Below are 24,520 nucleotides of genomic sequence, written 5' to 3'. Positions count from 1 at the left end.
TTACGGCTGGTACGGCGGAGCCTCGCCCCAGCCCCAGTGCGGCATGGGCGCCCTGGACGGCGGTGTGGCGCCGGGCTGGGAGTTGTGGCGGGCCAGCCGGGTGCCCCACTCGACGTAGGCCAGGAACGCCGAGCGGAACTCGGGGTCGTCGGGCAGCTCCGCCTCGTCGGCCGCGTCCATCAACAGGCTCACCCACCTGCGGCGCTGCGGCTCGGTGATGGCCTTGCCCAGGTGCTGGCCGAGCATGTGCGGATATCCGCCGCGCTCGGCGCTGTAATGCTCGGGCCCACGGAACACTTCGGCCAGCCACATCGCCACATATTTGGGATGATTGGGGTCCATCCCCGCGAACAGCGGGCCGATCAGGTCGTCCTTGAGGACCTGCCGGTAGAAGACCTCGGTCAACCGCTCCAACGCCTCGGTGCCCCCGGCCCACTCGGCAAGGGTCGGCACTCCATTATCAGTCATGTAATCAGGTAATCAGTTGCCGAAGGGGAGTTCAAGCGATGGAGCTGATCGGCCGGGGCCGCACCGCCGAGGTGTTCGCGCTGTCCAGGACCCGGGTGCTACGGCGCTATCACGAGAACACCTCGGCCGCGGACGAGGCGCGGATCATGGGTTACGTCAGGGAGCGCGGCTACCCGGTGCCGGAGGTCTACGACGCCACCGAGCGGGACCTGGTGATGGAACGCCTGCACGGGCCGACCATGGTCGACGTGCTGACCAGGGCGCCGTGGCGGGTCGGGCCGCTGGGGCGGCTGCTCGGCTCGCTGCACGACCGGCTGGGCGCGATCCCCGCGCCGGGCTGGCTGCGGCAGTCGCTTGTCCCGGGTGATCGGATGCTCCACCTGGACCTGCATCCGCTGAACGTGGTGATGACGCCCGACGGGCCGAGCGTGATCGACTGGTGCAACGCGAGGGCCGGGGAGCCGGCCTTCGACCTGGCGACCACGGTCGCGCTGCTGCGCACGGCCGAGGCGCCCAATCTGGTGGCCAGGCTCGGGCGGCGGCTGCTGATCGGAGCGATCCTGCGCGGCAGCCGTACCGACCACCGGCCGTGGCTGGGCGAGGCGGTCAAGCAGCGGCTGAGCGATCCGAACATCACCGCCGAGGAGAAGGAGCGGCTGCGGCGGCTGGCCGGGTGAACGATACTGGCGATCATGCTGGAGACCGAGCGGCTGATCCTGCGCCCGCTGACCGGTGACGACTTCGACGACTACGCGGCCATGCTGTCGGATCCCGAGGTGGCCGGCGGGCTGGCGGAAACGGTCGGGACCTCGCCCGCCGACGCGTGGCGGAGCCTGGCTACGTTCATCGGCCACCGGGAGATCCGCGGCTACTCGCACTGGGCGCTGGTGGAGAAGGCGACCGGCGCGTTCGTCGGCCGGGCGGGACCCTGGCAGCCGTACGGCTTTCCCGGGCTGGGGGTCGGGTGGTGCCTGGCCAGGGCGCACTGGGGCAAGGGGTACGCGACCGAGGCGGGCAGGGCGGCGGTGCGGTACTGCTTCGAGGAACTGGCGGCGCAAGAGGTCATCTCGCTGATCAAGCCGGGCAACGTGCGCTCGATCTCGGTGGCCGAGCGTATCGGGCACCGGCACCTGCGGGATCTTGACTACCGTGGCCAGTCGGTGCATCTGTACGGTCAGAGCGCATGAGCTTCGACCACAACGACCATTACCACCGGCTGCTGCTGCGGCACGTGCCCCCGGGGGCGGCGACGGCGCTGGACGTGGGGTGCGGCACGGGGAGGTTCGCGCGGGCGTTGGCCGCCAAGGGGCTGGCCGTGGACGCGGTGGATCCCGACCCCGGGGTCATCCGGGCGGCGCGCGGTGACGGCGTGCGGTTCATCAACGGCGATGCCACGTCGGTCGAGCTCGGCCGCTACGACTTCATCTCGTGCCTGGCGAGCCTGCACCACATGCCCTTCGACACGGTCTCGCGGCTGCGGCAGGCGCTCAATCCCGGCGGGGTCCTGGCCGTGCTCGGGTGCTATCCGGAGAGCACCCGAGCCGACTACGCGGTCAGCCTGCTGGCCGTCCCGGTCAACGCCGCCTTCCGGCTGGCGCTGAGCGGGCGGAAGGGTCCGGAGCTGAAGGCGCCGGTGACTCAGGCGACGCTGCCGCTGCCGGAGGTCCGGCGGGAGGCGGCCAGGTTGCTGCCGGGGGCGCGGATCCGGCGGCTGCTGTTCTGGCGCTACCTGCTGACCTACACCGAGACCACCCGCACGCCGTAGGGCGGCAGGGTGATCGCCTCGTCGAGGCCGGCGGGCTTGACCGTGAGCTGCTCCTCGGACTGGCTGACCAGGAAGGCGTACCGCGTGCCGTTCTCGTGCTCGAGCAGGTCGACCGAGACGCGCGGGTCGTCGACCGTCACCGGCCTGGAGACTCCGGCCAGTTGGGCCAGCGCGTCGTAGAGGCGGTAGGTCGGCTCAGGGTTGACGCGCGGGGTGAGCGCGGCCATGTGCTCGATGGGGAAGGTTCCCAGGATCAGCCATCCGGCGCCCGCGCGGCGGCGCAGCAGGGCGGGCCTGCCGTGCTGGTCGACGGCGACCACCTCGGCGTCGGCCGGGCGGACCGGCAGGTAGGCGCGGCTGTGCTCGTTGCCCGCGGCGTTGAAGGCGAGCGTGGTCCCCTCGTCGATGGAGCCGAGCCCGGCCAGGAAGGTGAACTCGACCACGTCGTCCTCGACGGGGTCGTTGAGCCCGTAACGCAGGCGGTGCTCGACGCCGAACATGGCGTTCATGTGGGAGTACCACGGGCCGCGCTGGATGCCGGGCGTGCCTGGGGAGTAGGAGACGTAAACGACGGCGCCCTGCTCGGCCAGGGTCTCCAGCGTGCGCCAGCCGGGCGCGGTGAGCTGCTTGGTGGACGGGACCAGGTAGAGCCGGGCTCCCCCGGCGATGCCGTCGCGCTCCCTGGTGAGGCCGATCGGCAGGTCCGCGGCGCGGGCGGCGACGTAGGCCTGGCGGAGCGTGGTGAACATGTGCGTGCGCTCCTCCGGGTAGGTGAAGGGCACGTCGCCCTCCATCACCTCGGGCACGACCAGTACGGCGTCGCCGCGGACGCGCTCGCAGCGCTCGACGTCGATGTCCCGCAGCGTTCGGGCGAACTGCCCCATCTCGGTGAGCTGCGGCTTCGGCGTCCCGTCCACGGTGGTCAGCCCGAAGTGCAGCTCGAAGGGATGGTGCCGGTAGGGGTCCTGCTCTGTCAGGTCGAAGTCGGTGTTGTTCCAGGCCAGCCATCCGGTCGCGCCGGCCAGCAGCGAGTTGTACAGCGCCTGCCGGTAGTAGTGCGCGGCGTGGTCGTCGGCCACGTAGTCCGAGGTGACCCCGAACTCCTCCAGCACGACCGGCCTGTCGAACCCGCCGGTCAGCTCGCAGACGAACGCCGCCGCGTAGTGCTGGCGGACGACGTCGTCCTCCATCCGGTAGACGTGCGGGCCGACGAAGTCGGTGAAGGCCGCCAGGTCCCGCGTGGAGAACCCGTTGTGCTCGCCCGTCACCTCGGCGCCCCAGGCCCCGTCGCCGACCGAGACCGGCTGGGTCCCGCCTCCCGCGCGGACCGCCTGGACCATGAGCTGCGCCCACGCCGAGATCACGCGACGCTCCGCCGTACCTCCGTAGATCGGCATCTCGTTGGTGATCAGCCAGCCGGCGACGGCGGGATGGGCGTGGAACCTGCGCGTGAGGCGCTCGGCGAACCAGGCCTGGCGGCCGACCAGCCACACGTCGCCGTACAGGTCGCGGCCCTCGCGCCAGGCCGGGTCCCAGTTCTCCCCCGACATGTGGCCCACGATGAACGTCGGGATCGTCCCCATGCCGAGCTCCTGATGCGCGTCCAGGAAGTCCTGGTATCTCGCGACACAGTCCTCGTCGATGCGGTCCGGCGCGGGCATGAAGTCCGGCCAGTAGAAGAACGACCGGGTGGTGTTCAGCCCGTGCTCGCGCAGCGTGCGCAGCTCCGCGCGCACGATCGCCGGATCGTACGGCTCGCGCCACATGAGCGGGCCGCCGTTGCGCGACCAGAAGTTGGCGCCCAGCCAGCAGGCACCCGGCAGTTTCCGGAAATTTCGCTTCAAAATAGTGATCCTTATGATTTGACCGCGCCGGCGGTGAGCCCCGCGACGAGATAGCGCTGCAAGCCCAGAAACCCGAGCACGACGGGCACGCTCACGACCAGGGACGCCGCCATGACCTGGTTCCAGAACACGTTGCTCTGGTTGGCGTAGGCCTGCAGCCCGACGGCCAGGGTCCGGGTGTTCTTGTCGGTCAGCACCGAGGCGAACAACACCTCGCCCCACGCGGTCATGAACGCGTAGATCCCGACCTGCTGGCCAGGAACCTGTCCTTGCCGCCGACCTTGGCCAGCGTGCCGTCGTCGAAGCCGACGAACGCGCCGGTGGCCTGCAGCGAGGCCGACCAGGTGTTGCCGATGTTGACCACGTCGGGGCCCTGGCCGCTGGCGGCCGCGTTGAGTATCCGGTTCTGCAGGTCGGACCAGGGGATGACCTCGAGGTTGACCTTGATGCCCGTCTGCTGCTCGAACTTGTCCAGCTCCGGCTGGAGCACCTTCCTGTCCAGCTCGATACTGGCCGCCTGGTTGCTGGCCCAGTACGTCAGTGTTCTGGCTGTCCCGCTCGTGGCGCCGTCACCGCCTGAACCGCAGGCGGCGGCCGTGACGGCGAGCAGTGCGATCGACGCGACGGCGGGTGACTTCACCGGGCACACTCCTCAACTGCGCGGGAGTGTCGAAACTAGTCGATAAACCGGTAAAGGGTCAACGTCAGACTAAACCGGTTCAGTGCTCCCTCGTGGGATCAGTTCGGGTACCGGGATGTCTCCGGTGTCCGGTTTCCTGCCGGCGATGACGTCGAGCAGGCAGCGGGCCGCGCGCACACCGCGGTCGAAGGTGTCGACGCCGACGGCCGTGAGCGCCGGGCGCGCCAGGCGGGTGAACGGCGAGTCGTCCCAGGCCACCAGCGACAGCTCGCCCGGCACGTCGACGCCGAGCTCACCCGCCACCGCCAGGCCCGCGACGGCCATGATGTCGTTGTCGTAGACGATGGCGGTCGGCCTGTCCTCGCCGGTGAGCAGCTTCCTGGTGGCCTTGGCGCCCTCCTCGCCGGTGTAGTCGGTGTGCACGATGACCTGCCCACCCTTTTCCCGAAATATCCGGCTTCTAATGTCGGTGTGCTGCAGGTACGGCAGGCCGGCCACCCTGGCGACGTGCCGGTGCCCGAGGGCGTGCAGGTAGTCCATCACCTCGCGCATCCCCGCGGCCTCGTCGTGCCAGACCCCCGGCAGCCCGCCCAGCCAGTCGGGCCCGCCCGAGACCACGGCCGGCATGCCCAGCTCGGCGATCCTGGCCGGGCGAGGGTCATCCACCCTCAGGTCGACCAGGATCACCCCGTCCACCCGCCGCTCGGCCCACCAGCGGCGGTGCGCCTCCATCTGGTCGTCCAGGTCGGCGGTCATGTGCAGCAGCAACGGCACGCCCGCGGCCGACAGCTCGCTCTCCAGCCCGGAGATGAACTGCATGAAGTACGGCTCGGCGCCCAGCGTCTGGGCGGGGCGGTCGAGGACCAGGCCCACCGCCCCCGCGCGCCCGTGGCTGAGCGCGCTCGCGGCGCTGCTGCGCTGCCAGCCGAGCTCGTCGGCGATCTCCAGGATGCGGCGCCTGGTCTGCTCGGACACGCCGTGCCTGCCGTTCAGCGCGAAGGACACCGCGCTCTTGGTGACCCCGGCCTGCCGCGCGATGTCGGCGATCGTCGGCCGCTTCAACGTCATCCCGCCCCTTGTCGCTAAACCGGTTTTTCGCTAAGGGTACTATCAGGTGCCATGCGCGTCCCCCTCGCACTGTTATGCCTGGTCGCGGTCTCCTGCTCGCAAACTCGCTACCACGTGGCGCTACCGCCGCCGAGCGCGTCTCCCGAGGTGGTGGCGATGGTCTACCTCAGGGCGCTGGATGCGCACGACGCCTCGACGGCCCGCTCGCTGTCGACGTCGCGCCATCAATCCATGACCGACATGTGGCTGCGCGACACGGACAAGGTCTCCGACATCAAGATCCTGGGCACCAGGAAGGACGAGACGGTTTCCGGTGATCGGATGGTGGACGCCATCGCGGTCGCCACCGAGTTCTACCACGAAGGCGGCGACATAAGTTTTCCCGACGGCGTCCATCCGTGGGACTACCTCATGATCCACGACGCCGAGACCGGCCGGTGGCTGATCAACGACGAGGGGCTCGGTTAGTAGGTGGTGTTGGTGAAGCCGGGGCGGGCCACGATGTCGCTGTAGCCGTTGGCGTCGAAGTCGTCGGCGTAGAAGAGGGTGAACGATCCGTCCGGCGCGACGGCGACGGGTGCGGTGGCCTGGTCGCCGACCGTCATCGGGTTCATCCGCTCCACCGGGAAGCGGCCGGTGGTGCTCCCGTCGGCGTTGAGCCCCCTGGCGTACACCTCGTAGCCGCGGTCGGAGGCCCACCAGTCGGACTCGGTCCAGCTCACGATCGCCCTGCCGCTGCTGTCGAGCCCGACGAAGGGCGTGCCCTGGACGGCGCAGCCGCTCGTGCGGGTGTCGCACATCGGCGGGTATTCCTTGGCTTCGTCCGGCGTCTGGCCAGGCGCGTAGAGGCCCTGGGCGGCGGCGCGCTCGCTCCAGCGGGCGGCCATCGACGGGGCCAGGCCGCGCAGGCGTACCCGCCAGATGCCGTTGAGGTTGTCGCTCCAGGCGACGATCGAGTCGCCGGTCGGCGTGACGGCGACGGAGGGGGCGAGATGCTGGGCGGCGGTGTTGGTGTTGACGGGGACGCGCGGGTCGATCGAGTTGTCGCGCAGGGTGACCGTGCCGGTGGCGGAGAGCTTGCCCATGTAGATGTCGGTGTACTGCTCCCACACCAGCGTGGTGGCGCCGGTGCCGTCGACGGCGGCGTCGGGGTGGGTGGCGCCGACCGCGCCCGTCACGGCGACGGGACCGAAGGACCGGGTGCCGAAGGAGGCGTATCCGGCGGCGCGGATGCTCCCGCTCGGGGTGTCCTCCCAGGCGACGGTGAAGGCGCCGGTGCCCCGTACCGCGATCGTGGGCCTGGTCTGGTCGCCCGCCCACTGCGGGTCGTTGGCCCAGATCGTCGAGCTGAGCGTGCCGGCAGGGGCGAGGCGGCGGACGGCGATGTTGTGCTCGCCGCGGCAGTCCCCGTCCTCGGCCCAGGCCACGTACGCGTTGCCCGCGTCGTCGACGCCCACGTCAGGGCGGACGTGGTTGAAGCCGGTGGAGCAGCCGACGCCGCCCATCGAGACCTTGACGGAGCCGGTGACCGGCTGGCCGTTGCGGTAGATCCTGGCGTAGACCTCGGCGGTGCTCGCGTCCTCCCAGGTGACGGCCGTGTAGCCGGTGCTGCTCGCGGCGGCCCTGGGTTCGCGCTGGTCGTCGGGGCCGTCGGCGACCATGGTCTGGCCGGCGTTCGGGTAGGTGGCCGGGTGCAGCTTGACCGTCTCGTCCTTCAGCTGCTTGTAGTCGGCGTCGAACGCCTGGTAGACGGCGGGGTCGTCGACCTTGACGAAGGCGTCGTCGGCGTAGAGGAGCGAGCCGGCGACGAGGTTCTGCGAGCCGGTGTAGACGATGTTGCCGGCCAGGATGTACTTGGAGTGGATGGAATCCACCGCGCAGGTGCCGCGGACCGGGTAGTGGCAGCCGCCGGGGCGGAAGGTGAACACGCCGATCCCCGACTGGGCCAGCTGCTTGCCGATCGCGGCGGGGCCGGCGCCCTCGGCGGTGATCACCTCGACCTGGCAGCCCTGCTGCTTCTTGGTCTTCAGCACGCTGATGACGTTGGGCCGGTCGGTGGCGAACTGCGACTGGACGATCCGTATCGATGCCGGACATGTCACATTGGATAGCTGCGCGGCTACGAGGTCGCTGTTGCCGTAGGTGTTCTGGTCATAGGTGGTGTCCCGGGGCGACATCCAGACCGTGATCTTGCCGCTGTCGGAGGTGAAGGGGGCCCGCCACGTGCCCTGGACCTGGCTCGCCAGCCGGTCGAAGACGCCCCGGTAGCCGTTGGCCAGTCCCGCGTCGCCGTCGGTGATGATCATGTTCTGGTGCAGGCCGTACTCGGTGGAGACGTTCTGCGAGGTCTGCACCACCACGTCCGTGCGGCCGTCGGTCAGGCGGCTGAAGACGAAGAACTTCTCGTGCATGATGTCTCGGTCCGGCCCGAGGCACCCCAGCTGGCAGAGGGTGACCCGTCCTGGGCCGAGCGCGGCGGCGAGCGTGTCGAGCAGCGGGTCGTGATCGGAGCCCTCCGCGACGACCTTCACGTCGACGCCCCTGCGGTAGGCGGCCTCCAGCTTCTGCTCGAACTCGGGCACCTCCAGCACGTAGGTCGCCACCCGCAGCGTCGAGCCCGCCGCGGCCTGGTCCACGAGCTGCATGAGGGAGTCCTGGAGGGACCCGTCCGTCGTGCCGTCGATGCTTGGATGGTTGAAGAGCGTCGTGACCAGGGTGAGCGCGGCTAACAAGCGGGTAACCATGGCGCCCTCGCTTTACTTTTGATGGGATCCATAATTAGTACGGCCGCGCGATTGGCGCGTCAAGGGGGAAATGTGTCTGTCAGCGCACTGGTGGTCCTGGTCCCGGAGGCCGACCCGATCGTGGGTTCCTGGCGGCTACGCTACGACCGGCCGGGCATTCCCGCCCACGTCACGGTCATGTACCCGTTCCTGCCCGGCATCCCCGCCGCGGACCTGGCCGAGCTGTTCGCCGCCCATCCGCCCTTCACCGCGACCTTCTCCCGCCTCGGGCGGCTTCCCGGGCTGCTGTACCTCGACCCCGCCCCGTCGGCGTCCTTCCGCGCGCTGACCTCGGCCGTGACGGGCCGCTGGCCCCAGGCCCAGCCGTACGGCGGGCGTTACGGAGACCCGGTCCCGCACCTCACGGTCGCCCAGGACCAGCCCGCGGAGACGTTCGACGTGATCGAGGCCGACCTGGAGCGGCGGCTGCCCTTCGAGATGTCCGTCAGCGAGGTCACGCTGGTGCGCTTCGCCGACGGGGCATGGCACGTGGCGGAAGTCTTCGGGCTCGGGCCTGGCCCGAGCCCGAAGGCGTCATAGGGCGGGCTTGCCCTCGGAGTAGAGCCACGTCGCGAACAGCGCGTCGAGCTGCGCGGCGTTGGCGTGGCCGGCGATCCGCTTCACGAAGGCGGTGAAGTCCTCGGTGGAGGCGTTGCCGTACCGGTTGACGGTGGGCCAGACCTTGAGCACGGTGAAGAACTTGTCGTCACCGATGGTCTTGCGGATCATGTGCAGGGTCATGGCGCCGCGGTCGTAGACCAGCCCGTCGAAGATGTGGTCGCGCCCGGGGTCGGCGACCTTGCCCAGCCACAGGTCGTCGCCGGCGTCGGTCGCGTACGTCTCGTCGAAGCTGGCCTGGACGCTCTGGCCGCCGGTGTGCTCGGCGTAGAGCCACTCGGAGTAGGTCGCGAAACCCTCGTTCAGCCAGATGTCGGCCCACCGCTTCGGCGTGACGCTGTCGCCGAACCATTGGTGACCCAGCTCGTGGGCGAGCAGCCCGTCGCTCGGGTTCTTGCCCGGCCTGCCGTACCTGTCGTAGACCGGGCGGCCCTGCGTCTCGAGCGAGTAGGCGACGTGCGCGTCGTCCACGATGCCGCCTGTGGAGCCGAACGGGTAACGGCCGTAGACCGAGGCCTCCCAGTCGGTGACCGCCGCGGTCCTGTTCTGGAAGTCGGCGTCCTGGCCGGGCGCGGTGTCCAGCGTGGTGTCGATCGCCGTGATGTTGCGGACACCGCCGGGGGTGACGCCATCCGTCACGGTGAACTTGCCGATCGCGATCACGGTGAGCTCGCTGGCCATGGGCTGGCGCATCACCCAGCGGGCGGTCGTCCAGCCGTTCTTGGTCCAGGTGCCGGACGGGTCGCCGTTGGCCAGCGAGGTGAGGCCCTCGGGCGCGGTGATCGTGAAGGTGTAGGTGGCCTTGTCCTGCGGGCTGTCGTTGACCGGGTAGACCGTCGCGGCGCCGATCGGCTGGTTCAGCATGAGGCCGCCGTCGCTGGTGTTCACCCAGCCCGAGATCCCCAGCGCCGGGTCGTCGATCGTCTGCGGGGCACCCGAGTAGGTGACCTCCGTGACGAACGGCAGGCCGTTGGGGAGCCCCCTGGACGGGGTGATCTCCAGCTCCTGGGCGCCGGTCCGCTGGTAGGTGGCCGGGCGGCCGTTGACGGTCACGGCGGAGATCTGCAGCGGGCCGAGGAAGTCGAAGTTGAACCGCGACAGGTTCTGCGTCGCGGAGGCGAGGATCTTGGTGGTGGCGTTGATGGACTTGGTGGCGGGGTCGTACTTCAGCGCGATGTCGTAGTGCGCCACGTCGTAGCCGCCGTTGCCCATGTCGGGGAAGTACGGGTCGCCGGCGCCGGGGGCGCCGGGGGTGAACCCCGTCGCGGCGTCAGCGGGAGCGGCCGCGACCAGCCCGGCCGCCAGGGTCAGCGCGAGGGCGGCCAGCGTGCGAGGTAACTTGCTCATGCGTTCGACCCTGTCGGCGACCGTCCACCCAGACAAGTACGGTTTGATCTCGGTTTGTCGCATTTTGGCGATTAAGCTCGCCGCGTGATCGAACAGGGATGGGACAGCATGACCCGGCTGGTCGACGGCCGCTGGATCGAACGGCGTCCCCGCCGTCCCTCGGTCGGGCCGCTGCTCCTCATGGAGACCCGCCTGATGCCGTGGCTGGCGCCCCAGGTTCCGCTCGCGGTACCCGTGCCCGTCGTGGTCTCGCACTCCCCTGTCGCGGTACGGCACGCCGTCGTGCCCGGCGTGCCCATGTCGTCGCCCAGCCCGTCGCAGGCCCGTCAGCTCGGCGAGTTCCTGCGCGCGCTGCACGCGGTGGACGCCTCGGCTGCTCCCGGACTGCCCGCGCGGCCGGACCTGCCGCCCTTCGCCTCAAGGGTGCTGCCTCTGCTGCCCTCCTCGCGGCAGGCGGCCGGCCGGGCGCTGCTGTCGCTCATCGCAGGGTTCCCCGCATACGCCGTCGTGCACGGCGATCTCGGCCCGGAACACGTCCTCGCCACGGACGGTCGCCTCTCCGGCGTCATCGACTTCACCGACGTCCACCTCGGGGATCCGGCGATCGACCTCGCCTGGGCTCTGTACGGCACGCCGTACGCCTTCTCGCGGGCGCTGGCCTCCGCCTACGGCATGACCCCCGAACTGCGGGCCAGGGCGCTGGCCTGGCACCGCCTCGGACCGTGGCACGAGGTCCTGCACGGCCTCACGACCTCCGACCCGTCCTTGGTCGAATCGGGCATGGAAGGAGTCCTGGCCCGCTTGCCCCTCAACCGCGAGGCGGCGGAGCGGTGACCTCGTCCCTGACCCGCGGCGCCCCGCCGGTCTTGGTGTCGACGGGAGTCAGCGAAACCTTCACCGTGTGCGTCGCCTCCCTGGACACCCCGCCCGACGCCCCTGCCTCGACGACCCACACCTTGATCCCCGCCTTCCCCTCGGCCTCCCGCCGCACCTGCACGGAGAACTCCAGGTCGACGGTCCCCACATCGAACTGCAGCCGCTTCCCCTCCCCCTCCGTCATCGCCGCGGACAGCTCCGCCCGGACAACCTCAATGGCCTCCGCCAGCCCAACCCCGCTGACCATCCGCATTTCTCCCTTCCGCTGATCTGCTTGGCATTCGGCGTCAGCCGCCCGCGCACGAGGGTCCGCCGGGGGTCGAGAAGCTCATGCCCCACTGCGCGTAGAGCTCGGGCGGCACCGGTGGATGACAGACTCGGCCGTCGAAGTCCCCCTGATAGCGCCAGCCGTCGCGTCCCTGCTTGGTCCAGAAGTACTGCCGGTCCAGCATCGCGACGGCGAAGAAGCGGTCGGTGTCATCCGAGTCCCCGGCTACGAGTCCGTAGTAGAGGGTCCCGGAGGCCGCTTCCGGGTGCCCGGCGCGGGCGAGCAGGTCCCGGGTCTCCTTGTCGATCACGAGCGACGTCGCCGAACCTGCGGGAAGTCTCTTGGCGTCCTCGTCGTCGTTCGCGCTACTGGTCACCGGGGAGGAGTTCGCCGGGCGATTCGCAGGCCCGTCGCCGAGTACCGCCACGAGCGCGACACAGGCCATCGCGACGACACAGATCGCCAGAGCTGCGATCGATAACGGACCAGCGAATGATCGTCGCATGACGCCTTCCAACCGGCGGCCGAGGCAAGGAGAATCCTCGCACGAGCGATCAATCCGTTCCACCCGGTGGCGACCTTCGCCGGAGGCCCGCTCAGGACCTGGCCGTCTTCTCGCTGCTCCTGGCCCTGTGACGCCTTGGCCGAGCCGTCACGCCGCGCGCCTACGCTCGTCCGACCTGCGGGCTCCTGCACTTTGGGCTCGTCTGCCTCGCGGTCGTGATCAGTGACGAATTCGCCAGAATGGCTCGCGCTCGGCTTCGCGGCAGCCTCGATCGCCTGCGGGCTCCTTGGCCTGGGACTGCTCGCTTGGAGGGCCAGGCGCTAACGCCCTGGCCTGCCGTTCAGGATGTCGAGGGGTAGCGACCAGGGGTAGGGGTCCAGGTCCGCGTCGGGGGTGTGGATGTGGATGCCTTCCTCGCGGAGGCGGGTGAGGCTGTCCTTGAAGGGGCGGCGGGAGGCCAGGGCGGCGTTGACGTAGGGCAGCATCACCACGGGGATGCCCAGGCCGGGAGCTTCGGCCAGCAGGCCGAGGGCGTAGGTGTCGGAGATGCCGTTGGCGAACTTGTTGATCGTGTTGAACGTCGCGGGGGCCACGATGATGGCGTCGGCTCTTGGGGGCCTGGGTTCGGAGGGGTGGCGGTGCCTGCTGCGGACGGGGCGGCCCGTCTGGTGCTCCAGCTCCGTCTCGTCGATGAAGGCGAGGGCCGACGGGGTGGCGACCACCTGGACCGTCCAGCCCGTCTCCTGGGCCAGGGTGACGAGGCGGCCGACGTCCCTGGCCGGGTCGGCTGCGCACACGATCGCGTAGAGGAGTGTCACTCCACATCCGTATCATCCCGTCTCAGTATTCTTGACCGGGTCGCCGGGCGCGCGACCGCGAAGGGACCGGACGTGCGGCGTTACTCACGGGTCGTGGTCAAGCTCAGCGGCGAGGCCCTCGCCGGAGACACGGGCTGGGGCACCGATCCCAAGAGCCTGGCCCAGCTGGCCGACGAGATCCTCTCTGTGCACGAACTCGGCGTTCAGATCGCCGTGGTGATCGGCGGCGGCAACTACTTCCGCGGACGCATGGCCGACGGCTGGGGCATCGGCCGGGCGGAGGCCGACAACATCGGCATGCTCGGCACGGTCATGAACGCGCTGATGCTCCGCGGAGTGCTGACCGCGCGCACGGACGCCGACGTCCGCGTGATGACCGCGATGCCCATGCACAGCGTGGCCGAGCCGTTCATCCGGCTGCGCGCCGACCGGCACCTCGATCACGGGCTGATCGTGCTGCTCGCCGGCGGGATCGGCCAGCCGTACGTCACCACCGACTACCCCGCCGTCCAGCGCGCCCTGGAACTCGAGGCGGACGCGCTCCTCGTGGCCAAGCACGGCGTCGACGCCGTCTACGACAGCGACCCCAAGCTCAACCCGTCCGCCGAACGCTTCAACACCCTCACCTACCGGGAAGCGCTGTCGGCCGGAATCCGCATCATGGACGAAAGCGCCTTCGTCCTGGCCAACGAACAAAACCTCGTCATGCACGTCTTCGACGTAAGAGCCAGAGGCGCCATGCGCTCCATCTGCCAAGGCACCAACATAGGCACCCGCATCACCAGCACCTCCCAGGCCTGACCCCGCTGGATCAGCAGGTGGAGTGGAACAGGCCTCCGACTGAGGTGGTTTCGGCCAGGGTGTTGTAGTGGTGAACGGCCGTGGTTGTCTCCTCCACGTACACGTCGACGCCGTGGGCTTTCAGGAGATCCAGCGTCTCGGGGCAGGTCTCCAAGACCAACTGCATGCCTCGGGAGAGGATGATCACTTGGCTGCCGTGGTCGAGCAGTTCCTGCACATCCGCGGGCTGAATGCCGGGCTTGTGCCTCGTGCCGGTTTCGCCCCAATCCCAGGGCCTCCCGCCGCCGGGGTAGAGCTTGAAGTCCTTGCCTTCACCCAGGCCCTCGACAACCATCCGGCCCCAGGACACATGTGTGATCAACGGTGATCGAGACTCCACAAGGCGAGACTAACTCCCACCATCCCACCCATCCCGCCTGTATCTCGTCTCGTTCTGCTCGTGCGGGCTGGCACGCTCGCCGTTAGCAGGATCTCCATCTCACCAGCGACAACGCTCGACAGGCGGCGGTCTAGAGGCTTATCCAGCAATAGATCAACTCGTCTTCCTTCTGGGCTCGCTGGGCCAGAGCCCTGAGCCCGGTGAGTACCTCCAGGAGGTAGCCGTCGTCGGCGGGGTGCGTGGAGAACTCTTCGATCCGTCCCCACTGTTCGACGAGTTCGTCCAAGCGGTCGTCAGGGACGCTTGCAAGGCTGTCACGTACATGTGCCGGGAGTTCGTCGATGTCCGGCCCGTCGAGGTATAGCGAGTCTTCTGGGAGGGCTTCCCACTCCTCCTCGGTCCTAGGGGCGCTCTCTGGCGGTGGGTAGACACCGATCGGCCTGACCAGGTCCATGTCGTAGGGAACGTCCCTGATGAAGGCGATGAGCTGCCCCAGAATGACTACCGGATCGATCCCTTTGGCGTCCACCACATCCCACGCCGGGTTGACCACGCGAGATTTCTCGGGCTTCACGACAGCGGCTTGTCTGCTGGTCGCCCGGTAGTAGTCGTACAAGACCCCCACATTGCCCTCCGGTCGTGATGCTGGCCACCGCACCTCATGTTTCAACGGTCAGCCTGAACGCGTCCAGAAGTCATAGGGGTGACGTCCGGGCCGGAAGCCTTGGGCCTCGACCATGGCCGTCGCCTCGGTGAAGCGGTGAGCGATCCCTGTCGGGCTGTGGGCGTCGCTGCCGAAGGAGACCGCTTCTCCTCCTTCGGCGTGCCACCAGCGCACGATCTCGGGGTGGAGTGGCCCACGGGTGTTCACTTCCAGGGCCCGGCCGCTGTCAGCGACCGTTCGCAGGGCATGGCGGAACTCTTCCTGGAATGCGTTCGGATCGAACGGCCCGGCAGGCGCCGGCCAGTAGCGGATCGGGTAGTCGATGTGGGCGAGTACGCCGAACGCATCCGAGCTCTTGATCAGGCGGGGTATCTCGGCCAGATATTCCCGTATGACCTCGGCGGCTGGTCGATGTCGGTACAGGTTGGGAGGCTCGGCGAACTGCTGGCCGAGTGGCAGGCAATGCAGCGAACCAAGCACCCGGTCGAACTGTCCTGCGTCGAGCAGGCTCGCGGCCTCATCGCCGTGCCAATGCGGTTCGCCCAGTTCGACCCCGCTGATGATACGAAGGCTCGGGAACTGATCACGGCAGCGCTGGAGGCATTCCAGGTACCCATCAAGATTGAATTTCGGCGGAGCCAGCGTTCCGTGTGGCGTGACGAACTGCTTGAGATGTTCGTGATCGTCGAGTTCGCCGGCAATGACCATCCAGGCTGTGAAGTCCACGTGCTCGGTGAACACAACTGCTGGGAGGCCCATGTCCACCGCTCGCGCGCATGTCTGCTCCATTGAACCGTCCGGCGCATCCCAGGACCACTCGCTGTGTACATGACCATCCGCGGGGAGCACCAAGATCTCGTCCTTTCCGCTGGTATCGAGTGACACATCGAAGGAGCTACGTGCGCTTGCAGTGGCGCTCCTGTCAACGGGCTCACCGGATTGATGATCGCCCCCGACCACCTACGGAGGCCAGCCATCGTAGGGCTGCATCCGTGCGGCGGCGTGACCCTGGGCTGGCGAGTTCACTGGATATGGCTGGTACGGCGGTCGGCGTGGCCGCGCGGCACGCCATCGCCGGTCGTGGCGCGAAGATCGGTTCGAAGGCGCTCGGCCATGCCGACGTGGCGTTCGCGATGAAGCAGTACGTTCAGGCCGACCTGGATACGGACCGCCAGGTCGCCAATGCTCCGGCTGGAGCATCGGCGGGACAGCCGAGCGTCTCTGGAGGCTTATCGACCTGCTGCGGAGCCTTTGACGTTCTCATCAGGTCTCGCATGTTGCACACAGTCACGTGCTGGTACGGGTGGACCCTGCGCGGCGGGGGCACTGCACTGGCCGGCCGTGACTGGAAGGTGGTGAACCTGTGCTCCCCACGCCCACCGGTGTGGACCCGAAGGGCCTGAGTGACCGGATCGGGCGCGCCAACATGTCCTACACCTTCGCGAGTTTAGGCGGGGTGCCACAAGGCAGCGCCGCGCGTTGCACGCGCGTCGTTCGGCGCGCTTGGCACGGAGCGGTTCGAATCGCGGCGGCGGCCCGCGGAACGCGACAACTCTCAGGATGGCACTCCGTAGCGGGTGGCGATCGCGGCGGCGCGGTTGCGTAGGGAGTCGCGCAGCCACTGCGGGGCCAGGGCTTCCGCGTTCGTGGCGAGTTGCCACAGCGCCCATTCGGCGTGTCTCGGATCTTGGAAGGTCAGCTCCAGCCGCAGCCAGCCGTCTGGGTCGGCTTCTTCGGCGAGTACGGCCAGCGCGGTGCCGACCAGGTCCTCCCGCCGCGCCGGGGCCACCCGTACCAGCACGGTGACCTGGTCGCCGCCGGTCCGGAACTGCGTGCTGCGTTCCTGCCAGGTCCGGTCCAGATCGACCCGGTCTGGACGCTGTGCGGGTTCGGCGAGTTCTTCGGCGGCCAAGACCCGGGACATCCGGTAGGTGCGGTCCGCGCCAGACCTCGTGGCCAACAGGTAGCCCTGATCGCGTACGGTGACCAGGCCGATCGGGTCCACCGTGCGCCACTTCGGGGCCTGGCCCACGGCCGCGTAGTGGATCCGCAGCTTGTGTCCGGCGAACACCGCGCGCAGGACCTCGGCCGCTATGGAGTCGGGCACCTCCTCGGCGACGAGCCGGCGCGAGAGGAGGTCGGTCTGCGGGTCGATGAGCAATCGCTCGGCCGCGCCGGCCGCGGTGTCCCGATAGCTTTCGGGTAGCGCGTCGACCACCTTGAGCATCGCCGATGCGAGCGCCGAGCCGAGGCCGAATGCCTGCGCGCCGCGCCGCGATCCGGCGACCAGCAGGGCAAGGGCCTCGTCGGGGTTCAGTCCGGTGAGCTCGGTCCGGAAACCGGGCAACAACGCGAACCCGCCGTGCCGGCCGCGTTCGGCGTAGACCGGGACGCCGGCTGCGGACAGCGCCTCGATGTCGCGCAGCACGGTGCGGGTGGATACCTCCAGCTCGCGGGCCAGCGCGGTCGCGGACAGCCGACCGTGCCGGCGCAGCAGCAGCACCAGCGAGACCAACCGGTCGGCGCGCATACGAAAACCCTAGACGAATACACGACACAGGATGTCGTGATTTGCCGGGAGGCTGATCACCACGACGAAGAGGACGGTGGCTACCGAGCCGATGGACGTCCGTAAGAATCGAATGGAGCTGATGTGGCAATGGAGCGAACGGCGGTCAACCCGTGGGCGTGGTCGGTGGAGCTGGGGTACAACCAGGGTGAGATCGTCTCCGGGCACACCCGGACCCTGTACTGCTCCGGGCAGACCGCGATGAGCGGCGACGGCAAGCCCCAGCATGCCGATGACATGGCGGCGCAGTTGGCGCTGAGCCTCGACAACCTGGAGGCCGTGCTCGGCGAGGCCGACATGTCGCTGGCGAACCTCGTCCGGCTCAACGTCTACACCACCGACGTCGATCGGCTCTTCGAGCACTACGGCGTGCTGGCGGGGCGGTTGGGCGCCGCCGGGGTGGCACCGTCCACCACGATGCTCGGGGTGACACGGCTGGCGATACCCGACCTGATGGTCGAGCTTGAGGGAACCGCCGTCGCGTGAGCGATCTCGCCTCCGGCAAGGCTGTAGGCAGGTGGGTGATTTCCGGTGCTCAGGATGGTGACAATCGGCGTCTACGGTTTCGACGGCGAGTCCTTCCTGCAACGACTGCGGCAGGCGGACGTTCGGCTGCTGCTCGACGTACGCCAGCGCCGCGGTGTCCGCGGACCCGAGTACGCCTGGGCGAACTCGGGCCGGCTGCAGGCGGCCCTCGCTCATGCTGGGATCGCCTACGAGCACCACCCCGAGCTCGCCCCGACCACCGAGCTGCGCCGGCTCCAGTACGCCGAGGATGACCGCCAAGGGGTCGGCAAGCGCTCGCGCCGCGAACTCGCTGCCGAGTACACCCGCCGCTACACCACCGAGATCCTCGACCGCGCCGACCTGACGCCGATCGTGTCGGAGCTGCCGAGCAGTGGGACCGCAGCGCTGCTCTGTGTCGAGCGCGACCCCGAGGCCTGCCACCGCTCGTTGATCGCCCAGCGGCTGACCGAGCAGCACCACGTCACGATCGAGCACCTGCGCCCGTTGTGACGCGTGAATTCGCAGGGTCCGCAGCAGCGGTGATTGCGCCGGTGTCCTGGATCACGCCCGCTTGGAGCGGTAGCCGCGGCTGGGGCCCTGGTTACCGTACATGCCGGGATGATCTCCCGGAGGGCGTTTCTCCTAGCCGTGCCTGCACGTCACGGGCCAAGCCAATGCCTGGGCAGTCGATGGCTACTGCTCGGGGAAGACAACCCGAGCCTTCGGCGAGGGGAAGCCCCTGCATGCGCAGGGCCGGAAAGGCAGAAGGCCCGGAGAAGATTCTCCGGGCCTTCTGACGTGGTAGCGGGGGCAGGATTTGAACCTGCGACCTCTGGGTTATGAGCCCAGCGAGCTACCGAACTGCTCCACCCCGCGTCGGTGTGTGTCTAAAGACTATAGGGACCGCGGGGACCATGCAAATCGAATGACCTACGAGCCTCCCGCCGGAGTAGGCGATCCTGACGGGGAGGACGAGGGGGTTGGGGTCGGGGTGGGAGTGGGCTTGGTGGCGCCGGCGGATTCCAGGGCCTTGAGGGCGGCGTCGAGACGCTTCTGGGCCTCGCCGTACGCCTGCCAGTCAGGAGGCGAGGCCGACAGGGCCTTCTGCGCGTCGTCGTAGGCCTTCTGCGCGTCGTTGATGGCCGTCTGCAGCGCCGTGGTCGGCTGCTGGTTGGGCTGGGTCTGGTTGGGGTTGGTGGGATTGGTCTGCTGGCCTTCGCCGAAGACCTGAGCGAGAGCCTCGCCGAGGTTGCGGCCCAGACCGATCTTGTTGCCGAACGACACGAGGACGCGCTGCAGGATGGGGTAGGGCTCCTGGCCGCTGCCCACCGCGGTCTGGGCGTAGACGGGCTCGATGTAGATCAGGCCGTTGGCGTACGGCAGGGTGAGCAGGTTGCCGTAACGGAGCTGGGAGGCTCCGATGCCCATCGTGTTGAGCTGGCCGGCGAGCGTGCTCTGGAAGGAGTTCTGGACCTGGCCGGGGCCGGGGACGGGCGTGTTGGACGGCATCCGGAGGATGCGCATCTTGCCGTAGTCAGGCCCGGCGACCGAGTCGACCGCCATGAACGCCGCCAGGTTGGGACCCTGCTTCGGGACGAACGTGGTCGTCAGCGAGAAGGCGGGGTTGCTGTTCGGCATCGTGGTGGTCAGGTAGTACGGCGGCTGCTTGGTGTCCTTGTCGCCCTGGGACGGGTCGCTGGGGACGTTCCAGAAGTCCTGGCCGCTGTAGAAGGCCGAGGAGTCGGTGATGTGGTAGCGCGACAGGGTGAAGCGCTGCACCTTGAACAGGTCTTCCGGGTAGCGCACGTGCGCCTTCAGGTCCGGGCTCATCTCCGAGGAGGGCCTGATGATGCCGGGGAAGGCGTTGCTCCACGTCTTGAGGACCGGGTCGCCGGGCTCCCAGGCGTAGAGGGTGACCGTGCCGTCGTAGGCGTCGACGGTGGCCTTGACCGAGTTGCGGATGTAGTTGATCTTGTCGGTCGGCTGCTGGGCGACCACCCGGCGGTCGGTGTTCCTGTCGCGGGTCATGTCGGCCAGGCTCTCGCTCTGCGAGTACGGGTACTCGTTCGAGGTGGTGTAGCCGTCGACGATCCAGGTGATGCGCCCGTTGACGATGGCCGGGTAGGGGTTGCCGTCGAGGGTGAGGAACGGGGCGACCTTCTCGACCCGGTCGCGCGGGTTGCGCACGTACAGGATCTTGGAGTTGTCGTTGATGTCGCCGGAAAGCAGGATGTTCTTCTCGCCGTACTTGGCGGAGAAGACGAGCCGGTTGATGAACGAGCCGACGGGCACGCCGCCCTTGCCGGTGTAGGTGGTGTTCTTCTGGCCGGTGCCGCCGGTCTCCGGGTAGTCGAGCTCCTGCGGGTTCTTCGGGTTGCCGCCGGCGATCACGTACTCGGACGAGGCCGGGTTCTCGCCGTAGTAGACGCGGGCCTCCGACAACTTGGTGGAGTTGGCCAGGGAGCCGGTGACCGGCATGTCCTTGGCGTCGTAGTCGGGCAGCCCGCTGGAGTTGACCTCGTTGCCAGGCGCGGCGACGAATCCGTAGCCGTGGGTGTAGATCAGCGCCCGGTTGATCCAGTTGTCCTGGTCGGTGGGCGGTGCGATGAGCTCGCGCACGCCCACCACGTGGTCGACCGGCTTGCCGGTGGCGTCCGGGTAGCGGTCGACGTCCAACTGGTCGGCGAAGCCGTAGAAGCCGCGGATGCGCTGGGTCTGCTCGTACGTCCCGGCCACCAGGGCGGGGTCCAGCAGGCGGACGCCGGAGACCGAGGCGTCGCCGTCGGTCTTGACCTTGGTCGGGTCGGCCTCGGCCTTGTAGTCGATGACCTGGGTGTCCTTGATGTCGTAGGCGTCGCGGGTGGCCTCGATGTTGCGGGCGATGTACTCCTTCTCCTTGAGCTGCTGGTTCGGCTTGACCTGGAACTGGTCGACGAGCGCCGGGTAGACGCCGCCGATGAGGATGGCCGAGAGCACGAGCAGGCCGAAGGAGACGCCGGGCAGCATGCCGCCCGGCCGTATCACGCCGGCGAAGAAGAGCACGGCGCAGATCAGCGCGATGATCGCGAGGATCGTCTTGGCGGGCAGGACCGCGTTGACGTCGGTGTAGGAGGCGCCGTCGACGAAGCCGCGGTCGGAGAAGACCAGCCCGAACCGGTCGATCCAGTACGCGACCGCCTTGAGCAGGACGAACACTCCCAGCAGCACCGACAGGTGGGCCCGGGCGGCGCGCGAGGCGTGCACTCCGGGCGACTGCAGGCGGAAGCCGCCGTACAGGTAGTGGGTGATCGCCGCGAGGATGATCGAGATGATGATCGCGGTGAACAGGAAGTTCAGGATCATCCGGATGAACGGGTAGTCGAACATGAAGAACGAGATGTCCATGCCGAACAACTGGTCCTTCTTGCCGAAGTCGACCCCGTTGACGAACTCCAGCCACGTCTGCCACTGACCGGCGAAGGACGAGCCCGAGAACAGCGCGAGCATGCCCATGCCGACGATGAAGATCAGCTTGCGGTGGGGGTCGAGAGCCATCCGGTAGCGGTCGGCGCCGCTCCCCCCACCGAACATGGCGGGCCCGAACATGGGTCTCATCCGGAAGGCGAGCAGCATGTTGCCGCCCGCGATACCGACCATGAGCAGCGCGCCCACCAGGAACAGCACGATCTGCGTGAGCAGCACCCCGGAGAACACCGACGTGTACTTGATCGCGTCGAACCACAAATAGTCGGTGTAAATGCCGGAGAACAGGAAGAACAGCGCCACGATCGCCACGAGGGCGATCGCGACCGGGAGCAGCAGTCGCGGGCGGCGAGGCAACCGCATCGCCCGGCCTGCTCCTGGGGTCCGGAAGCTCAAGGCCAACCCCTCGTCGTGGTAACTAAAACAAACGGTCCGTAGCTGGAAACCTACACCGCAGGGCCAGTAGTACGGCTAACGCTCGGCGAGCCCGTGAAGTTTCAGCTCGCCGAGCAGGAGGGCAGGTTGCCCTGGCCGGCCCGCAGTGAGTCGAGTGCCTGGACGGCTTCGTGCATGGTCTGGATCTTCACCAGGCGCAGCCCGTCGGGCACGGCCTTGACCGCTTCGGAGCAGTTGTCGGCCGGGGTGAGGAACACCGTGGCGCCTGACTTGCGGGCGCCGACCATCTTCTGCGCGATGCCGCCGATCGGCCCCACCTCGCCCGAGGGGTCGATGGTGCCGGTGCCGGCGATGTCCTTCCCCCCGGTGAGCTGGCCGGGCGTGAGCTTGTCGTAGATGCCGAGCGCGAACATCAGGCCCGCGCTCGGACCGCCCACGTCGCCGACGTTGATGTCGACGGTGAACGGGAACTTGTACCTGGCCTGCATGACGACGCCGACGATGGGCTTGCCCTTGGCGCCCTGCACGGTCTGCACGGTGACGTCGAGCTTCTGGCCGGAGCCGCGGCTGACGCTGAAGGTCACGTTGTCGCCGGGCTTGTGCGCCCTGACCGCCTGGCTGACGGTGTCGACGCTGGTGACGGGCTTGCCGTCGACCGCCAGGATCTCGTCGCCCTTCTGCAGCTTGCCGTCGGCGGGCTTGCCCTTCTCGGTGGACAGCACGGTCACGACGGTGCGGTAGGCGATCTTCAGCTCGTTGAGCGCGGCGGCCGTGGCGTAGTCCTGCGAGTTGGCCATCTCGACCGTGTTCTCCTCCTCGACCTGCTTGGCGGAGGAGGAGGGCGGGAAGATCGTCTCCTCGGGCACGACGGCGACGGTCGGGTCGATCCAGCCGCGCAGCGCGGTGAGCAGGTCGATGCGCGCGCTCGGGCCGCCCTGGTAGGCGACGGTGACCAGGCTCAGCGCCCCCGACGTGGGGTAGGTCTGGTGCCCGGTGATGGAGACGACGTCCTTCTTGTCGACCTGGCCGATGGTGTTCTCCGTCGGGCCGGGGCTCAGCACGACGTACGGCACGGGCAGGAAGGCGCCGACTACTCCCAGTGTGAGCACCAGGAAGCCCGCCACCAGCAGGGTCAAGGCACGTCGTGACATGTGGATGAGCTTATTCGCAGGCACCGACCCATTCGGTCGACCCGTCGGCGAAGACTTGATGTTTCCAGATCGGGACCTCGGCCTTGAGGTCGTCGATCAGCCGCCGCGAGGCGCGGAACGCCTCGTCGCGGTGTGGCCCGGCCACGGCGACGATCACCGCGATGTCGCCGAGCTCCAGGTCGCCGATCCGGTGGACGGCCGCGAGCGCGGTGACAGGGAAGTCGGCGGCCACCTTCTCCGCCACCTTGCGCAGCTCGTCGAGCGCGCTGGGGTGGGCGGAGTACGACAGCCCGGTGACCGGCTTGCCGTGGTCCTGCTCGCGCACCGTGCCCACGAAGAGCGTGGTGCCTCCCGCCGCGTGGTCGCCCACGGCGGCGAACACCTCGTCCACGGAGAGCGAGGTGTCTCGGATGGCCAACAACCGGATGACGTCCACGTAAGCAGCTTAGCCGCGTCTCTTCTTGCGTACCTGACGCACTATGGCCGCGGTGCCGATGACGGCCACTGTGGCGCCGGCCGCGGTGAGGGTGGCCTCCTTGACCGGCAGCCGCCTGCCGACCACGGTGGTGCGGTTCTCCCGCAGCTCGAGCAGTTGCTCCAGGGCGGCCTCGTTGGTCCACACCGGCTTCCAACCCGCCTCGCGCAGCGCCACGCAGTCGACCACCCACGGATACACGACGTAGTGCAGGTCGGTCGCCGGGGCGGGGGTGATGCCCAGCCGGTGGAGCCGCTGCGCCGTACCGAAGGTCAGGCCCGCGGGCAGCTCGAAGCGGCGGATGCCCGACAGCTCCTCGACCTGCTCCTGCTCCAGCCAGCCGTCGGAGCCGACGGCGACGACGCCGCTGATACCGCCGCGCGCGGCCAGTTCGAGCGCGGACACCAGGTCGTCGATGTGGCAGAACTGCCAGCGCGGCGTGCAGCCCTTGACGGTCAGCAGGCGGGGCGACTCGAAGTGGCGGGTGATGACGGTGTCGACGCCGGGGCCGACGACGGCCGCGGGGCGCAGCACGGTGATCTCGAGGCCTGGGTGGCTGCGCAGCGACCTGCGGACCAGCGCCTCGATCTCCAGGTGGTCGCCCACGATGCCGGTGTCGGGCTCGGCCGCCACGGCCGCGTCCTCGGGGAGCGGGACGTCGTTGTCCGGGGCCGCGCCGTACACCATCGCGCTGGTGACGAGCACGACACGCCGCACCCGGGCGGCGGCGCTGGCGGTCAGCACGGTCTGGGCGGCGCGCAGGTTGTAGGCACGCCGGTCCGCCGGGTCGGAGTCGATGGCGTAGTCGCCCGCGAGGTGGACGAGGACGTCGATGTCGGAGATCCGGTTCGCCAAGAGCGGATCCCGCACGTCGATGACCCGCCAGGTGGCTTCCTGAACATCGCCGCGCTGCTCGTCGATGGCCACCACCCTGCGGAAATCCGGGGAGGATGCGAGCCTGGAGAGCAGCTCGCGGCCTATGCCGGAGGCCGCCCCCGTAACGGCTACTACGGGTTGGCGCGGGCGTTTCGAGGTAGGCACCAGGTCCTCACTTTGCACTGATCCGCTGTAGGACGACTAACGTGGCGGATGTGGACTCCTCCATCCTGCACGAGG

At 68.7% G+C, this 24,520-nt stretch carries 27 protein-coding genes and 1 tRNA gene; 9 read left to right on the top strand and 19 right to left on the bottom strand.

The window, feature by feature from the left end; translation table 11 throughout:
• Window positions 1–468 (bottom strand): group II truncated hemoglobin, encoded by a 468-nt coding sequence (locus KIK09_RS52785; protein ID WP_214327180.1) that lies wholly within the window; start codon window positions 466–468, stop codon window positions 1–3.
• A 38-nt stretch (window positions 469–506) separates the two neighbouring features.
• Here KIK09_RS52785 and KIK09_RS52780 point away from each other — a divergent pair, with 38 nt between their 5' ends.
• From KIK09_RS52780 to KIK09_RS52770, 3 genes are read left to right on the top strand one after another with little or no spacing between them, the layout of a single operon-like run.
• Entirely contained in the window at window positions 507–1,145 is a 639-nt protein-coding gene (locus tag KIK09_RS52780) for a phosphotransferase (RefSeq protein ID WP_214327179.1), read from the top strand.
• Window positions 1,146–1,160: 15 nt separating this feature from the next.
• On the top strand, window positions 1,161–1,655 hold the full coding sequence (locus KIK09_RS52775) for a GNAT family N-acetyltransferase (RefSeq protein ID WP_214327178.1): 495 nt from the start codon (window positions 1,161–1,163) through the stop codon (window positions 1,653–1,655).
• The gene (locus KIK09_RS52770; RefSeq protein WP_214327177.1) at window positions 1,652–2,233 is read left to right on the top strand and encodes a class I SAM-dependent methyltransferase; all 582 of its coding nucleotides are present in this window, start codon (window positions 1,652–1,654) and stop codon (window positions 2,231–2,233) included. The genes KIK09_RS52775 and KIK09_RS52770 overlap by 4 nt, the downstream gene beginning before the upstream one ends.
• Here the strand turns inward: KIK09_RS52770 and KIK09_RS52765 are convergent.
• The 4 genes from KIK09_RS52765 to KIK09_RS52750 form a co-directional block, all read right to left on the bottom strand.
• Complete coding sequence (locus KIK09_RS52765; RefSeq protein ID WP_214327176.1) at window positions 2,206–4,077, bottom strand: glycoside hydrolase 5 family protein; 1,872 nt, start codon at window positions 4,075–4,077, stop codon at window positions 2,206–2,208. The genes KIK09_RS52770 and KIK09_RS52765 overlap by 28 nt on opposite strands.
• 11 nt (window positions 4,078–4,088) lie before the next feature.
• A complete protein-coding gene (locus KIK09_RS52760; protein ID WP_214327175.1) occupies window positions 4,089–4,307 on the bottom strand; it encodes an ABC transporter permease family protein in 219 nt (72 codons plus the stop codon).
• Window positions 4,304–4,717, bottom strand: a complete 414-nt coding sequence (locus KIK09_RS60440; RefSeq protein WP_308164821.1) for an ABC transporter substrate-binding protein — start codon at window positions 4,715–4,717, stop codon at window positions 4,304–4,306. Before KIK09_RS60440 ends, KIK09_RS52760 begins: the two co-directional genes overlap by 4 nt.
• A gap of 69 nt (window positions 4,718–4,786) precedes the next feature.
• Window positions 4,787–5,779, bottom strand: coding sequence for a LacI family DNA-binding transcriptional regulator (locus KIK09_RS52750; RefSeq protein WP_214327203.1), 993 nt, complete (start codon window positions 5,777–5,779; stop codon window positions 4,787–4,789).
• 57 nt (window positions 5,780–5,836) lie between these two features.
• Between KIK09_RS52750 and KIK09_RS52745 the strand changes: the two genes are divergently transcribed.
• Window positions 5,837–6,253, top strand: a complete 417-nt coding sequence (locus KIK09_RS52745) for a hypothetical protein (RefSeq protein WP_214327173.1) — start codon at window positions 5,837–5,839, stop codon at window positions 6,251–6,253.
• Here the strand turns inward: KIK09_RS52745 and KIK09_RS52740 are convergent.
• A complete protein-coding gene (locus KIK09_RS52740; protein WP_214327172.1) occupies window positions 6,250–8,529 on the bottom strand; it encodes a phospholipase D-like domain-containing protein in 2,280 nt (759 codons plus the stop codon). The genes KIK09_RS52745 and KIK09_RS52740 overlap by 4 nt on opposite strands.
• A 72-nt stretch (window positions 8,530–8,601) precedes the next feature.
• On the opposite strand from KIK09_RS52740, the gene KIK09_RS52735 reads away from it, so the two are divergent.
• Complete coding sequence (locus KIK09_RS52735; RefSeq protein ID WP_214327171.1) at window positions 8,602–9,108, top strand: 2'-5' RNA ligase family protein; 507 nt, start codon at window positions 8,602–8,604, stop codon at window positions 9,106–9,108.
• On the opposite strand, the gene KIK09_RS52730 is transcribed toward KIK09_RS52735, so the two are convergent.
• A complete protein-coding gene (locus tag KIK09_RS52730) occupies window positions 9,103–10,533 on the bottom strand; it encodes a M1 family metallopeptidase (protein WP_214327170.1) in 1,431 nt (476 codons plus the stop codon). The genes KIK09_RS52735 and KIK09_RS52730 overlap by 6 nt on opposite strands.
• 84 nt (window positions 10,534–10,617) lie before the next feature.
• Between KIK09_RS52730 and KIK09_RS52725 the strand changes: the two genes are divergently transcribed.
• A complete protein-coding gene (locus KIK09_RS52725; RefSeq protein ID WP_214327169.1) occupies window positions 10,618–11,367 on the top strand; it encodes an aminoglycoside phosphotransferase family protein in 750 nt (249 codons plus the stop codon).
• Here the strand turns inward: KIK09_RS52725 and KIK09_RS52720 are convergent.
• From KIK09_RS52720 to KIK09_RS52710, 3 genes are all read right to left on the bottom strand, one after another.
• Complete coding sequence (locus tag KIK09_RS52720; RefSeq protein ID WP_214327168.1) at window positions 11,342–11,656, bottom strand: trypco2 family protein; 315 nt, start codon at window positions 11,654–11,656, stop codon at window positions 11,342–11,344. The genes KIK09_RS52725 and KIK09_RS52720 overlap by 26 nt on opposite strands.
• Window positions 11,657–11,696: 40 nt before the next feature.
• Window positions 11,697–12,053 (bottom strand): hypothetical protein, encoded by a 357-nt coding sequence (locus KIK09_RS52715; RefSeq protein WP_214327167.1) that lies wholly within the window; start codon window positions 12,051–12,053, stop codon window positions 11,697–11,699.
• Between the two features lie 449 nt (window positions 12,054–12,502).
• Complete coding sequence (locus tag KIK09_RS52710) at window positions 12,503–13,000, bottom strand: flavoprotein (protein ID WP_214327166.1); 498 nt, start codon at window positions 12,998–13,000, stop codon at window positions 12,503–12,505.
• A gap of 72 nt (window positions 13,001–13,072) precedes the next feature.
• On the opposite strand from KIK09_RS52710, the gene pyrH reads away from it, so the two are divergent.
• The gene (gene pyrH, locus KIK09_RS52705; RefSeq protein WP_214327165.1) at window positions 13,073–13,801 is read left to right on the top strand and encodes a UMP kinase; all 729 of its coding nucleotides are present in this window, start codon (window positions 13,073–13,075) and stop codon (window positions 13,799–13,801) included.
• A gap of 10 nt (window positions 13,802–13,811) precedes the next feature.
• On the opposite strand, the gene KIK09_RS52700 is transcribed toward pyrH, so the two are convergent.
• The 4 genes from KIK09_RS52700 to KIK09_RS52685 all read right to left on the bottom strand — a co-directional run bounded on the left by KIK09_RS52700 (window position 13,812) and on the right by KIK09_RS52685 (window position 17,374).
• A complete protein-coding gene (locus KIK09_RS52700) occupies window positions 13,812–14,150 on the bottom strand; it encodes an Mth938-like domain-containing protein (protein ID WP_308164820.1) in 339 nt (112 codons plus the stop codon).
• A gap of 160 nt (window positions 14,151–14,310) precedes the next feature.
• Window positions 14,311–14,796, bottom strand: a complete 486-nt coding sequence (locus tag KIK09_RS52695) for a hypothetical protein (protein ID WP_214327163.1) — start codon at window positions 14,794–14,796, stop codon at window positions 14,311–14,313.
• Window positions 14,797–14,853: 57 nt separating this feature from the next.
• Window positions 14,854–15,729, bottom strand: a complete 876-nt coding sequence (locus KIK09_RS52690; RefSeq protein ID WP_214327162.1) for a PHP domain-containing protein — start codon at window positions 15,727–15,729, stop codon at window positions 14,854–14,856.
• A gap of 670 nt (window positions 15,730–16,399) precedes the next feature.
• Window positions 16,400–17,374, bottom strand: coding sequence for a helix-turn-helix transcriptional regulator (locus tag KIK09_RS52685; protein WP_214327161.1), 975 nt, complete (start codon window positions 17,372–17,374; stop codon window positions 16,400–16,402).
• A gap of 129 nt (window positions 17,375–17,503) precedes the next feature.
• On the opposite strand from KIK09_RS52685, the gene KIK09_RS52680 reads away from it, so the two are divergent.
• Both KIK09_RS52680 and KIK09_RS52675 read left to right on the top strand, forming a co-directional pair.
• Window positions 17,504–17,899: a RidA family protein gene (locus KIK09_RS52680; RefSeq protein WP_214327202.1), complete on the top strand. Its 396-nt coding sequence runs from the start codon at window positions 17,504–17,506 to the stop codon at window positions 17,897–17,899.
• A 54-nt stretch (window positions 17,900–17,953) separates the two neighbouring features.
• Window positions 17,954–18,430: a DUF488 domain-containing protein gene (locus KIK09_RS52675; RefSeq protein WP_214327160.1), complete on the top strand. Its 477-nt coding sequence runs from the start codon at window positions 17,954–17,956 to the stop codon at window positions 18,428–18,430.
• 289 nt (window positions 18,431–18,719) lie between these two features.
• Here KIK09_RS52675 and KIK09_RS52670 read toward each other — a convergent pair.
• The 5 genes from KIK09_RS52670 to KIK09_RS52650 form a co-directional block, all read right to left on the bottom strand.
• A tRNA-Met gene (locus tag KIK09_RS52670) sits at window positions 18,720–18,796 on the bottom strand.
• A 54-nt stretch (window positions 18,797–18,850) separates the two neighbouring features.
• Window positions 18,851–21,745, bottom strand: coding sequence for a UPF0182 family membrane protein (locus tag KIK09_RS52665; protein WP_214327159.1), 2,895 nt, complete (start codon window positions 21,743–21,745; stop codon window positions 18,851–18,853).
• Window positions 21,746–21,879: 134 nt separating this feature from the next.
• Window positions 21,880–22,929: a YlbL family protein gene (locus KIK09_RS52660; protein WP_214327158.1), complete on the bottom strand. Its 1,050-nt coding sequence runs from the start codon at window positions 22,927–22,929 to the stop codon at window positions 21,880–21,882.
• 10 nt (window positions 22,930–22,939) lie between these two features.
• Window positions 22,940–23,365: a molybdenum cofactor biosynthesis protein MoaE gene (locus KIK09_RS52655; RefSeq protein ID WP_214327157.1), complete on the bottom strand. Its 426-nt coding sequence runs from the start codon at window positions 23,363–23,365 to the stop codon at window positions 22,940–22,942.
• A 9-nt stretch (window positions 23,366–23,374) separates the two neighbouring features.
• Window positions 23,375–24,448 (bottom strand): NAD-dependent epimerase/dehydratase family protein, encoded by a 1,074-nt coding sequence (locus KIK09_RS52650; protein ID WP_214327201.1) that lies wholly within the window; start codon window positions 24,446–24,448, stop codon window positions 23,375–23,377.
• Between the last annotated feature and the right edge of the window lie 72 nt (window positions 24,449–24,520).

Source organism: Nonomuraea sediminis, from assembly GCF_018531495.1.
In the GTDB taxonomy this organism is placed as follows: Bacteria; Actinomycetota; Actinomycetes; order Streptosporangiales; family Streptosporangiaceae; genus Nonomuraea; species Nonomuraea sediminis.
Note: the sequence above shows the minus strand (reverse complement) of the source record. Positions and strands in the feature narration are given on the sequence as shown.

Excerpts from the sequence above, each read along its gene's own strand:
- KIK09_RS52785 (WP_214327180.1), bottom strand. The coding sequence starts at position 468 with ATGACTGATAATGGAGTGCCGACCCTTGCCGAGTGGGCCGGGGGCACC.
- KIK09_RS52780 (WP_214327179.1), top strand. The coding sequence starts at position 507 with ATGGAGCTGATCGGCCGGGGCCGCACCGCCGAGGTGTTCGCGCTGTCC.
- KIK09_RS52775 (WP_214327178.1), top strand. The coding sequence starts at position 1,161 with ATGCTGGAGACCGAGCGGCTGATCCTGCGCCCGCTGACCGGTGACGAC.
- KIK09_RS52770 (WP_214327177.1), top strand. The coding sequence starts at position 1,652 with ATGAGCTTCGACCACAACGACCATTACCACCGGCTGCTGCTGCGGCAC.
- KIK09_RS52760 (WP_214327175.1), bottom strand. The coding sequence starts at position 4,307 with ATGACCGCGTGGGGCGAGGTGTTGTTCGCCTCGGTGCTGACCGACAAG.
- KIK09_RS52745 (WP_214327173.1), top strand. The coding sequence starts at position 5,837 with ATGCGCGTCCCCCTCGCACTGTTATGCCTGGTCGCGGTCTCCTGCTCG.
- KIK09_RS52740 (WP_214327172.1), bottom strand. The coding sequence starts at position 8,529 with ATGGTTACCCGCTTGTTAGCCGCGCTCACCCTGGTCACGACGCTCTTC.
- KIK09_RS52730 (WP_214327170.1), bottom strand. The coding sequence starts at position 10,533 with ATGAGCAAGTTACCTCGCACGCTGGCCGCCCTCGCGCTGACCCTGGCG.
- KIK09_RS52720 (WP_214327168.1), bottom strand. The coding sequence starts at position 11,656 with ATGGTCAGCGGGGTTGGGCTGGCGGAGGCCATTGAGGTTGTCCGGGCG.
- KIK09_RS52685 (WP_214327161.1), bottom strand. The coding sequence starts at position 17,374 with ATGCGCGCCGACCGGTTGGTCTCGCTGGTGCTGCTGCTGCGCCGGCAC.
- KIK09_RS52680 (WP_214327202.1), top strand. The coding sequence starts at position 17,504 with ATGGAGCGAACGGCGGTCAACCCGTGGGCGTGGTCGGTGGAGCTGGGG.
- KIK09_RS52675 (WP_214327160.1), top strand. The coding sequence starts at position 17,954 with ATGGTGACAATCGGCGTCTACGGTTTCGACGGCGAGTCCTTCCTGCAA.
- KIK09_RS52665 (WP_214327159.1), bottom strand. The coding sequence starts at position 21,745 with ATGCGGTTGCCTCGCCGCCCGCGACTGCTGCTCCCGGTCGCGATCGCC.
- KIK09_RS52660 (WP_214327158.1), bottom strand. The coding sequence starts at position 22,929 with ATGTCACGACGTGCCTTGACCCTGCTGGTGGCGGGCTTCCTGGTGCTC.